This is a genomic window from Maribellus comscasis (genome assembly GCF_009762775.1).
Taxonomy (GTDB): Bacteria; Bacteroidota; Bacteroidia; order Bacteroidales; family Prolixibacteraceae; genus Draconibacterium; species Draconibacterium comscasis.
On sequence record NZ_CP046401.1, the window covers coordinates 120625 to 135830 of the forward strand.

A 15206-nucleotide genomic window follows, 5' to 3' on the forward strand; every position below is an offset into this window, starting at 1 on the left:
TTCTTTCATTTAGTTTATTTTCCATTAAAAGCAACCTTCTCAAAACACAAAACGTCTGGTAAAAAAGACCAAATGAAATCAAAAACTTCGTTTTCACTTTTTATTGCTATTCTGCTTTTGGGGTGCGGAAAAGAAATAGATTTCAACAGAAATCTTTCGGATTCCGAGGGGCTGAGTTTGTATTGGGATCATCAGATTTTTGGTGAACAGGGAAGAGGATTTATTTTTGAATTCTATGAAGCACAGCGTCTGGAAAACCAATACGAACTGGTTTTTGACACAAAAGTTGACAACCGAAGAAAAAACATTGATATTTACCTCCGTGATAAAATAGATGAAGGGAAATGCCCATATTTTCCAACTCCAGACCAAACAGATAACCTGTGTATATCAAGCGGAGATTTCTTCATTCCCGAAGATCAATTAAAGGAGGATGAGTACACATTCTTGGTTAAAACGGCAGATTTTACTATTCAATCGACTTTTTCAGTCAGTAAAGACCAGGTGAAACTAAGTATTCCGGGAAACGATTATTTCTCTTGTTCGATAGAAAATGTATATCCAACTCCCAAAAATTTGTTATATGGTAATGTAATTTTTAACGGTGAAGAAAATACTCAATATGCTGAAGCATTTTTCGCAGAATTAAAATCAATTGGTTTGAATGACACTATTGTCTCAAACTCGCCGTTTAATTTACCAGTAGATGATTCGGGTAAACCAGAGGACCGGCACTGGGACACGGACAAACACAGCCTCGCATTTCTCTACTCTTTAAACTCGGGTTTTCAATCTGTTGTGGATATATCCAAACAATTCGTTGATAATTACGACTTAAACATTTACCTGTTTACAACTAACGGTGATCAGGCGAGCCTGAGTAAAGCGCATGGTATAACTGTGTTTTACGCTAAATAGAAATAATGTAAAACAACTTCCGGTATCATTCGATTTCAAAATTTCGGATTGACAAATTTTTCAGCTGGCCATTTTCCCTTTCATTAACATGTCAACAGCATCTTTCAACGAGCCGGCGCGGGTAACATTACCTGTGTTTACAAAGTAAATTACATCGGCATTGGCAATGGTGTTTAACCGGTGTGCTATAATTACTTTTGTGGTTTCGGTGGGTAATTTCCGAATAATTTCATCCAGCAGTTGTTCAGTAACCGTATCGATGTTTGCAGTTGCCTCATCAAGAATAAGCAGATCGGGTTTTCGCAAAACGGCACGCATAAAAGCGATTAGCTGTTTTTGCCCGAGACTAATCCCATCGCCTGCATCATTTACTTTTGTATCAAGTCCCCTTTCAAAACGTTGTAACAAAGTCTCCAGCCCGGTGTCGTGGAAAATCTTTTCCAGTTCTTTGTTCCTGATGTTTTTGTATTCTTCATTTCCATACAAAATATTGTCGCGAATGGTTCCGCTAAAAAGATAAGGATCCTGTAAAATAAATCCGATTCGTTTCACCCTTTCGGCAGCAGAAAATGATCGGATATCTTTTCCATCAAGCAAAACCGTACCTTTTGTCGGGTCATACAAACGAGAAATTAGTGATGCGGTTGTTGTTTTTCCTCCACCGGTTGGCCCAACAAAAGCGTAGATTTTTCCTTTTCTCAGGTTGAAGTTAATATTATGCAAAACTTCGTTTCCATTTGGATAAGAAAATGAAACATCCCGGAAAGAAACCAGGGTTGCTGTATCATCTACACTTTTTGAACCAACCCTTGGCAAATTATTTTCCAGGTCAAGAATTCTTCGAATACGATCCCACGCAGCAAGTGCTGTTTGAAAATTTGCCCACAACGATGCCAGTTGACGTAAAGGATTGTAAAAACTGTTTACATAAGCCACAAAACTGATTAATAAGCCTACAGTAAACTCCCCAACAGAAATGAAATAAATTCCTAACGTTAAAACGATCATTAAACCGAGGTTCGAAAACAAAGTGTAAACCGGCAAAAATATATTGTTTGCAATCCCCGCTCTCACGGCGGCAGAATAATTTTTTCGGTTTACAAAAGCAAAACGCTGCCGGAAGTAATCGCGCCGATTAAATGCCACAACAACTTTAAAGTTATTCAGACTCTCCTGAACTTCTGAACTCAGATTTCCGACACTTTTTAAACTTTCTGCATTTTTCTTTTTTACCCACGGCGATATCAGTTTGGTAAAAATCCAAATAATAATAGCCGGTGAAAGCGCTGCAAGTCCGAGCTTCCAAAAAATTGAAACCAGAAAAATACCTGCCCCGACCATAATAAGAATTACCCGTAAAAACTGCATCAGCGACTGCGAAAAAAACTGGTTAATTTTGTCCGTATCGTTATTTATCCTCGATATTAAATCGCCGGTTTTATTCTGGTTAAAAAAGTCGTAAGGTAAATCCTGTAATTTTTCAAAAACTGAATTTCGGAGTGTGTACAACATTCGCTGCCCTACTCCACCCATCAAACGGGTTTGCAAATAACCGGCGACCAACGCAACAATATAGGTTCCCAGTAAAATACTGCCAAAAATTACCAATCCATGGTATTTTCCGGTTTGGATATAGTTGTCGACCGCATAGCCGATTAAAATTGGCCCGGCCAGATTAAGTAAAGCAGCAATAACCATAGCCACAAAAGCAACAAGCAAAATCTTCTTTTCCTCAACCATGTGCGCGACAAGGCTCTTTACCGATGCAAACCCCAGCCGCTTTTTTTCCTTTTTCTCTTCATGCAGGGTATCAAGATTGTAACTCATAGTGGCTGGTACTTTTTTGTGATTCATAAATCTGCACATATTCAGGAGAAGTGGCCCGCAAGTCCTTGTGCTTTCCTGCTGCAACCAACTCTCCCTCCATCAAAAGAAGTATCTGGTCAAAATCTTTTACAGGACTAATTTTTTGTGTCACCGATATCAAAGTTAAATCCGGATAATTTTCCTGTACATTTTTGAGAATCTTTTGTTCTGTTTGTTGGTCTACACGTGCTGTAAAATCATCAAGCAACAATATCTTTGGATTTAAAGCCAGTGCCCGGGCCAGCATAATCCGCTGCTTTTGTCCGCCGGAAAGACTGGTTCCCCTTTCCGAAACAATTGTATCCAATCCTTTTGAAAGTGTTCCGATAAAATCCTTTAATTCTGCAGTTTCAATTGCCTTTTCCAGAGATTCATCAGTAACGATATCACTAAAAGCAATATTTTCGCGCAAACTCATATTAAACATTACACTATCCTGAAAAACAAACCCAACCTGACGGTGAAATGTCTCTTTGTTAAATTCCGTGATATCTATTCCGTCAAATTCAACTGTACCTTCCCGGGGCTGTATAAGACTTGTAAACAAATATAAAAGTTGTGATTTCCCCGCTGCCGTTGGGCCGATAATCGCTGTGCGCGATCCTGATTTTATTGAAAACGATACATTTTTTAAGGCCGGTTTGCCATCATAAAAAACCGATACATTTTTAATTTCTATATTTCCTTCCAAAGATTTATCAACAGTTCCCGTGTCTGCTGTTTCTTCGGCTTTTAGAACCGATTCAATTCTTTCATACGAAGCAGAAGCCTGGGCAATCATGTTACTGATAAAGCCAATTACGATAATCGGGAAAATAAGAATCGCAACATAACTTGTAAAAGCAGCAAAATCGCCAAGCGACATATTTCCTGAAATAACCAGGTGCCCTCCAAGCACAAGAATGGTTAATGTAGCCAGGTTTCCAAAAAAATTAATCAGTGGAATTAATGTAGCAAAAAGTGTAACTATTGAAATTCCAATATCACGGGATTCGGCACTGGCTTTTAAAAATTTTCGGTATTCCAGTTGTTGCGAATTAATTACACGAATAATGGCCGCGCCCAGAATACTTTCATTAATTACTCTGTTCAGCCAGTCGATAACTTCACGGCTCCGCACAAACAATACACGCACTTTTTTTAAAATGATAAAAAAGGTAATTCCTACCAAAGGAATGACAAAAAGCACCGGAATTGCCAGTCGCCAGTTTATAATCAATAAAAAAACCGATGTGCCGATAATCATTACCGTTGAAGAAACAATGGACGAAACACCAACGGAAACAAACATTTTAACCGAATCCATGTCGGATGTAAGATTCGTAAGCAGTTTTGAGGGATTGGCATCCTGGATAAAAGCATAACTTTGCCTTGAAATCTTGTCGGACAAATTTTTTCTTAAATCAAAACCCACTTTTTCAGATGCAAATGTTTGAACTACTGTTTGCAGCATTGTAAAAAAGAAGATTATCCCTGCCGCAATCGAAAATTCAGTTAAAATAGTCTTCAAAACATAATTCCCCTCAGAGTAAGAATCAATACCATGTGAGATAATTCTTGGGATAAGCAGATTCGCCGCATTACTTATTAAAGCAAAAACAATGAGCAGAAAAATCATTCCCTTGTAGGGTTTTAAAAGCTTTAGTAATCCGGCATTACTTTTTTTTGCTTTGTTTCCTTTTTTTCTGCTTTGTTTCATGAATTGTTTAAAAGTTCGCCATACAAAGTAAGTTAAAAACATGGATTGAAAATCAATATTTCCTAAAGTTTAAAGAAGCTGACATATAATTCTTGTTAATTTAAACTGAAGGAATTTGTATTTGAAATCCGGAAGTAAAACTATTCGAAACCCGAAAAGTTCAAAAGATTTTGTTATTATCAGGGAATCGACATTTATTCCATTCTGACAATTTTGGGATGAAAAGTCCCCAACACATTTACTAAATCCTTTTGGTTTTTCATAACTTCCCTGATGTTTTTATATGCAAATGGTGATTCGTCGGTACCACCCCCCAGTAATTCAACGCCTTTCTCCTGAAGGTATTTTTGCATTTGGCTCTCTGTAAAAGTTCTTTTTGCCTGGTTACGTGACATCAAACGCCCTGCACCGTGAGCAGCAGATTGTAATGCATCTTCATTTCCTTTGCCGGAGACAATAAAAGCAGGAGACGCCATTGTTCCAGGTATTATCCCAATATCACCAATTCCTGCTGGTGTTGCTCCTTTTCGATGAATAACAATCTCTTCGCCGGTCTCCAGTTTTTCTTTCCAGGCAAAATTGTGATGGTTTTCTATTAGGACTAGCGGTTTTTCACCCAAAGCTTTTGCCAGCCGTTTATGAATTATCCGATGGTTGGAATGTGAATAATCGCCTGCCAGTTGCATTGCTGCCCAATATTCCTGCCCTTCTTCAGAATCCAAATCCAACCACGCCAAACGCGCTGCTTCACCAGTGAGTTCCAGTTTATCTTTTGCAATGCGGGTGTAATGCTTACACACTTCCGAGCCAAAATTCCGGGAACCTGAATGACTTAAAACGGCAAAGTAACTGCCGGGTTGCAGTTTTATTTCTTGAGAAAAGTCCGAGATTTCTACAAAACCCACGTCCACAAAATGGTTCCCATGCCCCGACGTGCCCAGTTGAGCTGCAAACTTTTTTTGAAGGGTTTTCAGAAACTTTATTTCTTTAAATTCCTTCCGTTCAAGGATTTCTACATCTTCCAAGTCGTTAAATTCTGCCAATCCAAACCGGGTTTCGTTCAGCAATATTTTTTTGATTCTGTCACGTTCACTATCAATCTTTTTGGAAGAAAACGGAAAAACCGACAAACACATCCGGCAACCGATATCCATTCCAACACCATAGGGAATTACCGAATTATAAGTGGCCAGCACTCCGCCAATGGGCAACCCGTAACCGACGTGAGCATCGGGCATTAATGCGCCTTTTATGGTAACGGGGAGTTTCATGGCCGTTGTCATCTGCTCCAGCGCTGCCGGATCAATATTCTCCTCGCCGTAAACCTTAAATTCCAGCGCTGCTTGATTCAATTTTGGTTTCTTCTTTTTAACGACCGGTTTTCCAACAAGTAATTTCGCCAGTTCTCCAAATCGTTGGTCGTCAATATATTTCCGCGGCGACAAATGAATTCTTTCCAGCAAGTCTATCACTTCCGGTTTGTCAGAACGACTACAATGCCTGCTAACCAGATTTATTGCCAGCGCAATTGCCTGGTCGCTGGTGAATCCAATGCGTCTTAATTCCTTTCCCCGGAGTTTTATCTTTTTCATTTTATCAACGAATTTAGCTCAAATTACAAAAAACACGTTTTTATTGTTTATCTGGGCTAAATTTATCGTTGATATTTCACCTTCTTTTTAAAATCGGGCAATATAATTTACAGAATAGAACCGGATTTACCTTTTCCCGCAGGGTAGAACTTTTAATGAATTCTGTGCAATTTGAGCGTGTTTATTTATGCGACTTTGTTTTAATTTATCACCCACAAATCCCAGCAAATAAAACACATCCTTCCCCTCAACTGCTACATAATTAAAAAGTGTACTGTTGTATTCGTAGTCATAATCATAGATTCTGTTTCCATTTACAGTTGTGAATTGCTTTTTTAAAACATCGGCTCCCTGCTCGCTGATACTTTGGGTATGCGATTGCATAAAACTTTCAAAAGTGCCTTGTTTAAAAATGGTTTGAACAATCATTTTTACGCCTGAGCCATCTTCCCAAATCGATTGTCCTGCTTCCGCCGAAGTTTTCACATAGTTTACAGGGAAAAGGTGTTCCACACAAGCGTCATCAGAGACCAACTCAACATATCCGGCAACTTTTGAAGACGACGCAATGGGTGTTGTTGTAACTTCATGCTGATCTTCTGCTTTATCCGAACTTTTCCTGTTGGCTAAACTGCTCAACAAACCGCCTCCTCTGTTTTTACTCTGTGGATCCAACAACTCAAAACTATCAATAATTCCATCTGCTTCGGCTGAACGCTGGCTGACCAGATTCCGGGGTACGGCAGTCCAGATAATGTAAGCAAAACCATTTTTAACGATATAATAAGTTCCCAAAACAGCTTCATCTCTATCCACCTTCCATGTATAGGCCGAAGCACGGGCTGGAATTCCGTGTAAATCCCCATCTTCATTCATAATCCGTTGTGCTCCCTGAATGATGTTTTGTTCAAAAACACGTTGTAAGATTTCGGTTGTAAACTGGTCGGTTGCCGGCATGGCACGCACACGAACCATCACATTTTCATCCGGGCTCATCAATGTTAAAACTTTGTCGGTGCCATCAAACGCCTGATTTTGCCGGTAATTTGAAGGAACCTTAATTTTAAATTGCATCTCAGTGTCGGTTACCCATTTTTCCTGCGCTTGCAATGAAAAGGATAAAAAATAAAACGACACCATAAGAATAACAAATGGGCTTGGTTTCATCAGATTTGGTTTTTGTGTTAAATCTATTAAAAATATTTATGTTAACAAGACGTGTAGTTTCAATTTTTCAGTAGAAAAATGAAATAAAAATCCTTTCTCTTCTTTTGAAGCCGTGTAAAAACCATTATTTTTAAACAATCCAACTGTAAAATAAATAAAAATGAAAGCGACTTTAACACTGTTACTGCTTGCAACCTTTCTTCTGGCAGCCCAAAACAATACACCAAAAACTCCTGAAGAGGTGGTGTCACTTATAAAAGAACATGTTACCTGTGATTGGCTCAGTGAAACCGTGGATATTTACAAGGCCGGAGACCCGCACACACCATTAAAAGGTATTGTTACCTGCATGTTTGCCGATATGAATACCCTGAAAAAAACCGTAGATTTGGATTGTAATTTTATCATCACGCATGAACCCATATTTTACAGCCACCTAGATGAGACTGAAACCTTACAGGATGAGCCCGTTTTTAGGGAAAAGATAAACTATATCAAAAAAAATGGCCTTGTGGTTTTCCGTTTTCACGATCATATTCACATGACTCAGCCCGATGGCATTTCAGTCGGAATGATTAATAAACTGGGACTAAAACCTTATTCCGTCGATGGATCGCTCACCTTTTTCAAATTGCCGGAGCAAACCGTAAAAGATTATGCACAGTCGTTAAAAAGTATTTTCGGGATGCAATCGATTCGTGTGGTTGGAAACCCGGAATTAGAATTTACCAATCTGGCTTTTATGGCTGGGGCTCCTGGTGGACAACGTCATATTCAAATGATGAGAAACCCGGAAGTTGAAGTAATCCTGGCCGGTGAGGCGACTGAATGGGAAACTTATTTATATGCCAACGATGCAAAAGAACTAGGCAAAAACAAAGCTGTAATTTTTTTGGGACACATAAAATCGGAAGAAGCCGGAATGGAATATTGCGCGGAGTGGCTGAAAACTTTCGTATCAGGTATTCCCATTCATTTTATCAAAAATGAAGCAAATTTTGTTACGTTCTAAAAAAAATCTCAGCAAATAATAACTAAACCAACTGATAATGAAAATCTACTCTCTTTTATCTATTTTTTTAATAACAATTTTCCTTTCCTGTCAAAAAAAAGTTCAAATCAACGGGATTTATGTTGACTTTGATAAGATTGAAAAAGTTAAAAATGACTTAAAAAAAGGAGAACAACAGTACACAAGAGCATTCAATATTTTAATTCAAAAAGCAGAAAGTGCCTTGAACGAAGGCCCCTTTTCGGTAATGGACAAAAAGCGTACGCCTCCGAGCGGAGACAAACACGATTACCTGAGTATGGGGCCGTATTGGTGGCCCGATCCGGAAAAAACTGACGGACTGCCGTACATCAGACGCGACGGCGAAGTAAACCCTGAAACCCGGGGAGATAATGTGGACAGAACTTCCGCGGCAAAATTATTTTCAAATATAGAAATACTGGGATGGGCATTTTATTTTTCCGATGAAAAAAAATATGCCGAAAAAGCGATACAGTTGATTGAAATATGGTTTATAAATCCGGAAACTTTAATGAACCCCAACCTCGAATATGCACAGGGAATTCCGGGCAGAACAGAAGGTCGTGGTATTGGAATCATCGACTGGTCTGGAATAAACCGGCTGATTTCTCCTTTTCAAATTCTGGAAGCTACAGGTTATTTGAAAGATGAAACAAAAATACAACTGTACAATTGGTTCGAAGCGTATCACAATTGGTTGGTAGCCAGCAAAAACGGAATTGACGAAGATGACTATTTTAATAACCACGGAACCTGGTACGACGTGCAGGTGGTTGGGATAGAATTGATGTTGGGCAAAACCGAGTTGGCAAAAACCCGATTGGAAAAGGTGAAAGACAAACGAATAGCACCGCAGGTAGAACCCGACGGAAGCCAGCCACACGAACTGGCTAGAACAAAATCGCTGGGATACAGCACGATGAATCTGCGCGGTTTTATTCACCTGGCCAAAATGGGAGAAAAAAATGATATTGATTTATGGAATTTTGAGACCCGGGATGGCAGAAGTATCAAAAAAGCACTCAACTTTTTGTTGCCTGTAGCACAAAGCAAAAATAAATGGACTTATCAACAACTGGGACATCTTGACGATGCGATTGAAACATTAAAAATTAACTTTCAAATGGCAGGAAGTTTATTTAACGAACCGGATTATATTACAGTAGCAAAATCGATAAAAAATCCGGAAAACAATATAGAAACATTACTTTATCCTTTTTAATAAAAAGAACTGTCTTTTTCTAAAATTATAGAATTTTGTAAAAAATTAAATGAAATAAGAAAAAGCCTTTCAAACCATTATTGCAAAAATAAGTTACGCCTATGAAAAGAATTATTTTTATATTCTTGTTTACCACTTCTGTTACAGCAGCCTCAGCGCAATCAGTAGTCGGTTTTTGGGAAATAAAAGAAGTAACGGTTGGTAATGAATTCATGACACCGATTGCCCGATGGACGCGAATAAATCAAGACGGAACATATCAATCGGGAAACGGATGGCAACAAAATTCGGAAGGGACATGGGATTATGACAATAAATCAAATTCTTTTCTTCCCAAAGAAACGAATGGAATAGAAGACTCCTACGGTGCTTTTAAGGTTTCGTTTAGCGGTAAAGAGATGATTTGGCAGCGCAAAGAAGATGCAATGACCGTTACAGTGACATTAACTCCCATCAAAAAATTGCCCAAATCAACTGCAGATGAGATAAAGGGACTCTGGGATCTAACTGATGCTTTACTAAATAGCCGTTCTGTTAAAGACAAATTTGACCCTGATGACATATACTATGTTTTTATCCGCTGGGACCGGATCTATATTGAACGTTCACCAGAAGGAAAACGTAGCACAGGTTACTGGTACATAAATGCACACAGGCCCGAAATTACATTTATAAGTCATACTGCCGGGCAAAACCCTGAAAGCTGGCAAATAGAGGTTAATGATCTGGAATTAAAATTAAAAGGGATTTCAGAAACCAATAAAAACAGAGAATTGATATTTCAGCGAATAAATGAATTTCCTCAATAAAATCAGGAAGGATATAAATTTGTCAGATTTAATCGGTTTCGCATTTCAATATCAGTAAAATTATGCTGCTTTTTTAGATTAGTCAAAACAAATGGCAGAAACATTCAACCGAAAAGAAAGTAACTTTGTTATATTGTTTATTACAAGTTTATTTATCAATAAATAGAAGAATTTGGAAGCTGGCCATACTGAAGTTTATACCGGTAAATCTATAGCGGTACTTCCTTTTGTAAACATGAGCACCGATGCTGAGAATGAATATTTTAGCGACGGCATTACAGAGGAAATAATTAATGCGCTTACAAAATTGAGGGACTGAAAGTAATTGCCCGCACGTCATCGTTTGCCTTTAAAGGCAGAAATACGGATGTGCGCGAAATTGCAACTCAGCTTGGAGTGATTTCAGTTCTGGAGGGCAGTGTGCGGAAATTTAAAAATCGTGTACGTATTACAGCACAGTTAATTAATGCAGAAGACGGTACCCATTTCTGGTCGAAAAATTTTGACCGCGAAATGAAAGATATTTTTACGCTTCAGGATGAAATCAGTTTGCTTATTGCCAATCAGATTCGCGAAAACTTTGGCCATTTTGACATCCAGGAACAACTGGTAAGCCAACCCACAAAAAATATGCAGGCTTACGAATTATATCTGAGAGGCCATTTTCACCAGTTAAAATGGGATGCCGACTCCATTCGGGAAGCAACCAAATATTATGAAGCGTCGGTTGCTCAGGACTCCCAATTTGCCCGCGCCTATTACGGATTGGTTCAAAGTTATGGTTTGCTGGCTGCGTGGGGATATATGCCTGCCGAAGAAGGCTTTTCAAAGGCCATTTATAATTTTATGATTGCTGCTGACCTCGATAAGTCACTTCCTGAATATGGTATGTCGTTCGTGGGTAGAACGTTTTGGATGGACTGGGATTTTCAGGCAACTTACAATCAATTGGTGGAAACCCTGGCTCAACACCCCAAATATACCGATGGGTTGGAGGCTATGGCAGAACTCTTTATTGCCCACGGAAACTGGCCTCAAGCTGAAAAATATATAAAACGGGCCATGGATGTCGACCCACTTTCGGCCAACCATTACTACACACTGGCGCACATTAACTATTACCGGAAAAAATTCAGGGAAGCACTTGAACTGGTGGAAAGAGCGCTCTATATAAACCCTGAATTTGTATTAGCCTATGAGTTAAAAACATTGTGCCTCATTTGGCTAAATCGTCGTAAATCTTTTGGCCAGTTTATTGCCGGACATGAAAATGCTCCAATAAAAATATTGTACTTCGAGGTTTTAAATGAAGGAAAAAACAGCTTTCCGGAGGAAACATTAAAAAGCTGGGAAAAAGTAGCGGAAGATAAAAGCCAGATGGTTCCCTATGAACTTTTTGTTCTTGCCAATTCAAATCACAAAAAAGAAGCGTTTGAGCTGCTCAAAAAATATATTGCTCAAAAACGCGGACAGATCATTAACTTCAGACAAGATCCGTCGTTAGAAAAACTGCGGGAATTTGACGAGTTTCACCAGCTTCACTTCTCCAATTTTAATTTTCAGGAAGAAACAGAAAATTCCGTAAAAAAATCAGCTGAAACCAAAACAAGTTCGGCAGAACTTGAGAGCCGGATGAAAATGGTGTTAAATTTTATGGAAACAGAAAAACCATATCTCGATGCACAACTTAGTTTAGGCAGCATGGCTGAAAATTTGCAGCTGCATCCCAATAAATTATCTTATTTAATCAACGAAAAAACAGGAATGAATTTTAACGAATTCGTTAACCAGTTTCGCCTTTCACATTTCAAACAAATTGCCGTTGATAAAAAAAATTCACACCTCACCATTTTGGGAATGGCTTACGAGAGCGGGTTTAATTCAAAAACCGTCTTTAACGTTTACTTTAAAAAAGTAGAAGGTATAACACCAGGAGGTTGGCTAAAACAGTCGAAACAGTGATTTTCATTTGCTAATATTACTTAAGTTCCAAATCTCACCAAGTACGGAATTTCACCAACACGTTCGGATTTACAATTTCGGACGATTTACTCTTCTTTGCTTCACATCTTTGTATCATCAAAACAATTGAACAACAATTAAAATCTTTAAATTAAACAAAATGAAAACAGAAGCAAAAACAGTGTTCAGAAGAATAAAAAGGCTAACTTTTTCAGCGGTTGCTATTATGTTGATTTTATTTGCCGGAAACACAAGCGCCCAAAGCCATGAGAAAAAAGATTCAGAAAAATGGAAAAGTCCGGCTCGAACCGCTCTTAATGTTTGTCCGGGTGGTGTTGCATTTGGATTTTATTCGGCCAATGTTGAGCATTTATTTGGCGAAAATCACGGGCTGGTGTTAAGAGGCGATTTGGAAACCATCCCTAAAACATATTCCGACACCAACATCGACGCCAACGGGAAAGCAGTTATTTTGAATTACCGCTATCACTTTGGTGGAGGGCTTAATTCATTTTATGCAGGCGCATTTGGTCGCTACCGTAAAATTAACGGCGACGGAACACTGGAAACAGGTAAGTTCGACTTTTCCCTGCCGGAATGCACGGTTGGTTTGAATGTTGGAAAACGCTGGATATGGGAAAGTGGTTTTACCATAAACTTTGCTCTGGGCTACGGTTATGCATACGACGAGTTAAAAGTAAACAATTCAAGTCAGGCCGCCATAGATGCCATCAATGTGTTCAGCAATGATTATGCTTTTATGAATGGTTTTCTTGGAGAATTTTCCTTCGGCTACGCTTTCTAAAAAAAGCGGAATATACCGAAGACTAACGATTTAATAGCAAACAAAAATTAAAAAAGAAAAGTAATGAAAACAAAAACTTTAGTCATATTAATCATTGGCGTAATGCTCGCCAGTTGTTCAGCTACTCATATTCTGACGAATGATAACACTCAACGCTATCTGCCAAACGAAACCAAAAATATAGAAGTCTTTTCCACCTCCAAAATAGATAGAGAATATGTAATTATTGGTGACGTTGTTTCGAGGGTGGAAGATTTTAACGGTGCAAATGCCTCTGTAAAATACCTAAAAAAAGAGGCGGCCAAAATTGGAGCAGACGGAATTATCAACCTTCGGCTCTCAATCGAGCGCGGATATATTGGAAACGGTGTTGAAGCTAAAGGAACAGCCGTAAAATACATCAATTAATATTCACTTTAAAAATTAAGAATCATGAAAAAATTAATAATACCATTCGTTTATATTTTGCTTCTGATGTCAACACCGGGATGCTACTATGCATTCTACCCGCAAACCGGTAGTCAGTTATACATTGAAACACAGCCTGAAACAATTGAAGTCTATTCAGATGAACCGGAACAAAAGTATGAGATTTTAGGGCCAATTGCTGCAGAAGTGCCCGGTGATGTTGAAGCGGCTACGAAATATTTGAAAAAGAAAGCCGCAAAACTTGGAGCATCCGCCGTAATCAAAGTAAATTTGTCGAAACCTACCTCTTTCCCGGGAAGTACCAGTATATCGGGTATCGCTGTAAAAATAAAAGAGAGCTAATTTTAAATGTTCAAAAATGAATCCAACAAGATACAAATCAGCATTTTATCCGATTGTATTTCTTATTATTGTCTTTTTTAGTAAGGGTTGTTCCTCTGAACTGAGACTGGATGAAGCGCACGATAAAACTGAAAAACTTTTTCAAAAGGAGCTAAAAAAAGATAACGTGCAAAATGCATTTTTGTCGGTATACTCACCGTCACTGAAGATCGACTGGAATTTTACCGGTGGTAATTTTCAAAACGGAGAATCCGTAAAAATAGTTACGCCGTTTTACACCGCAAGTATCGGAAAGACTTTTACCGCAACAGCCATTTCGGTTTTGGTTGAACAGGGAGAACTTAAATTTGGAGATAAAATTTCATTTTATTTACCGGATTCAATACTGGAAAACCTTCACATTTTTGAAGGAAAAGACTATTCCGGTGAAATCACCGTTGCTCAATTGTTACAGCACACTTCGGGTTTACCCGATTACTTTGAAGGTAAAACTGCCGATGGAACACCAAATGTGATGGAACAGATATTTGCCGACACAAGTAAATTCTGGAAACCTGTAGAAACTATTGATTTTGTAAAAAAGAAGATGCAACCTCTGTTTGCTCCCGGAACCGATTATCGATACACCGATACGGAATATGTGCTACTGGGATTAATCATTCAGAATGTCAGCGAAATGCCGCTGCACGATTTTTTCCAAAAACATTTTTTTGAACCACTGGAAATGCGGAACACATACATGAATTTGCGCTCGGAACCAATAGAAGCAACCGGAAAAACATCGGAATTGTATGCAGGCGATTTTGAGGCGAGCACATTGACCAGTCTCAGTGCTGACTGGGCTGGTGGTGGTTTGGTTTCAACATCAAATGATCTGATTATATTTCAACATGCATTGTTTACAGGAAAAATAATTTCAGCAAAAACCCTGAAAACGATGCAAAACTGGGTACCTGAAACCCGCGGAATGGAATATGGTTTTGGATTGCGAAAAGTCTCTTTCAAAAAGCTTTTCCCCTCCCTGCCCGATTTAACAGTTATTGGGCATTCCGGCAGCACGGGCTCATTTATGTTCTATTGCCCAAAACTGGATGTTTACCTGGCCGGAACACTCAATCAAACCGACGAGGTAAAAAATTCGGTAGTGTTGATGGTAAAGGTACTTTCCATTGTGAACAAAATAGAGAACATAAAAAAACAAAGCTGATGAGTACGTTTTTCAACCATCCGGAGGTAAAAGAAAAAATCAAAAAACTTTACCGCCAAAAACTGGATGAACTGCCAATCCGAGACGAATTTATGCAAATAGAAACCTCTTACGGCGATACCAATATAGTAATTACCGGGCCAAAAGGAGAATAG

The 15206-nt window shown here is 38.7% G+C and carries 15 protein-coding genes; 11 read left to right on the forward strand and 4 right to left on the reverse strand.

Going from position 1 to position 15206, the window contains the following annotated elements; all coding sequences use genetic code 11:
• The first annotated feature begins 72 nt into the window (after positions 1 to 72).
• Positions 73 to 918: a hypothetical protein gene (locus GM418_RS00525; protein WP_158862123.1), complete on the forward strand. Its 846-nt coding sequence runs from the start codon at positions 73 to 75 to the stop codon at positions 916 to 918.
• Between the two features lie 60 nt (positions 919 to 978).
• On the opposite strand, the gene GM418_RS00530 is transcribed toward GM418_RS00525, so the two are convergent.
• The 4 genes from GM418_RS00530 to GM418_RS00545 form a co-directional block, all read right to left on the reverse strand.
• Positions 979 to 2745 (reverse strand): ABC transporter ATP-binding protein, encoded by a 1767-nt coding sequence (locus GM418_RS00530; protein WP_158862125.1) that lies wholly within the window; start codon positions 2743 to 2745, stop codon positions 979 to 981.
• Entirely contained in the window at positions 2729 to 4483 is a 1755-nt protein-coding gene (locus tag GM418_RS00535) for an ABC transporter ATP-binding protein (RefSeq protein ID WP_158862127.1), read from the reverse strand. The genes GM418_RS00530 and GM418_RS00535 overlap by 17 nt, the downstream gene beginning before the upstream one ends.
• A gap of 194 nt (positions 4484 to 4677) precedes the next feature.
• Positions 4678 to 6075 (reverse strand): RtcB family protein, encoded by a 1398-nt coding sequence (locus tag GM418_RS00540; protein WP_158862129.1) that lies wholly within the window; start codon positions 6073 to 6075, stop codon positions 4678 to 4680.
• Between the two features lie 126 nt (positions 6076 to 6201).
• Positions 6202 to 7242 carry a hypothetical protein gene (locus GM418_RS00545; RefSeq protein WP_158862131.1) on the reverse strand — a complete coding sequence of 347 codons (1041 nt, stop codon included), beginning with the start codon at positions 7240 to 7242 and terminating at the stop codon, positions 6202 to 6204.
• A gap of 160 nt (positions 7243 to 7402) precedes the next feature.
• Here GM418_RS00545 and GM418_RS00550 point away from each other — a divergent pair, with 160 nt between their 5' ends.
• From GM418_RS00550 to GM418_RS00590, 10 genes are all read left to right on the forward strand, one after another.
• Positions 7403 to 8254, forward strand: a complete 852-nt coding sequence (locus tag GM418_RS00550; RefSeq protein ID WP_158862133.1) for a Nif3-like dinuclear metal center hexameric protein — start codon at positions 7403 to 7405, stop codon at positions 8252 to 8254.
• Between the two features lie 37 nt (positions 8255 to 8291).
• Complete coding sequence (locus GM418_RS00555; protein WP_158862135.1) at positions 8292 to 9497, forward strand: alginate lyase family protein; 1206 nt, start codon at positions 8292 to 8294, stop codon at positions 9495 to 9497.
• Positions 9498 to 9598: 101 nt separating this feature from the next.
• Positions 9599 to 10306 (forward strand): hypothetical protein, encoded by a 708-nt coding sequence (locus GM418_RS00560; protein ID WP_158862137.1) that lies wholly within the window; start codon positions 9599 to 9601, stop codon positions 10304 to 10306.
• A gap of 172 nt (positions 10307 to 10478) precedes the next feature.
• Positions 10479 to 10625: a hypothetical protein gene (locus GM418_RS31420; protein ID WP_217447669.1), complete on the forward strand. Its 147-nt coding sequence runs from the start codon at positions 10479 to 10481 to the stop codon at positions 10623 to 10625.
• A gap of 50 nt (positions 10626 to 10675) precedes the next feature.
• Positions 10676 to 12268 carry a helix-turn-helix domain-containing protein gene (locus GM418_RS00565; protein WP_217447670.1) on the forward strand — a complete coding sequence of 531 codons (1593 nt, stop codon included), beginning with the start codon at positions 10676 to 10678 and terminating at the stop codon, positions 12266 to 12268.
• Between the two features lie 160 nt (positions 12269 to 12428).
• Entirely contained in the window at positions 12429 to 13073 is a 645-nt protein-coding gene (locus GM418_RS00570; RefSeq protein ID WP_158862139.1) for a DUF3575 domain-containing protein, read from the forward strand.
• A 63-nt stretch (positions 13074 to 13136) separates the two neighbouring features.
• Positions 13137 to 13481: a hypothetical protein gene (locus tag GM418_RS00575; protein ID WP_158862141.1), complete on the forward strand. Its 345-nt coding sequence runs from the start codon at positions 13137 to 13139 to the stop codon at positions 13479 to 13481.
• A gap of 24 nt (positions 13482 to 13505) precedes the next feature.
• Entirely contained in the window at positions 13506 to 13844 is a 339-nt protein-coding gene (locus GM418_RS00580; RefSeq protein WP_158862143.1) for a hypothetical protein, read from the forward strand.
• Between the two features lie 16 nt (positions 13845 to 13860).
• Positions 13861 to 15051 carry a serine hydrolase domain-containing protein gene (locus GM418_RS00585; RefSeq protein WP_158862145.1) on the forward strand — a complete coding sequence of 397 codons (1191 nt, stop codon included), beginning with the start codon at positions 13861 to 13863 and terminating at the stop codon, positions 15049 to 15051.
• A complete protein-coding gene (locus tag GM418_RS00590; protein ID WP_158862147.1) occupies positions 15051 to 15206 on the forward strand; it encodes a hypothetical protein in 156 nt (51 codons plus the stop codon). The genes GM418_RS00585 and GM418_RS00590 overlap by 1 nt, the downstream gene beginning before the upstream one ends.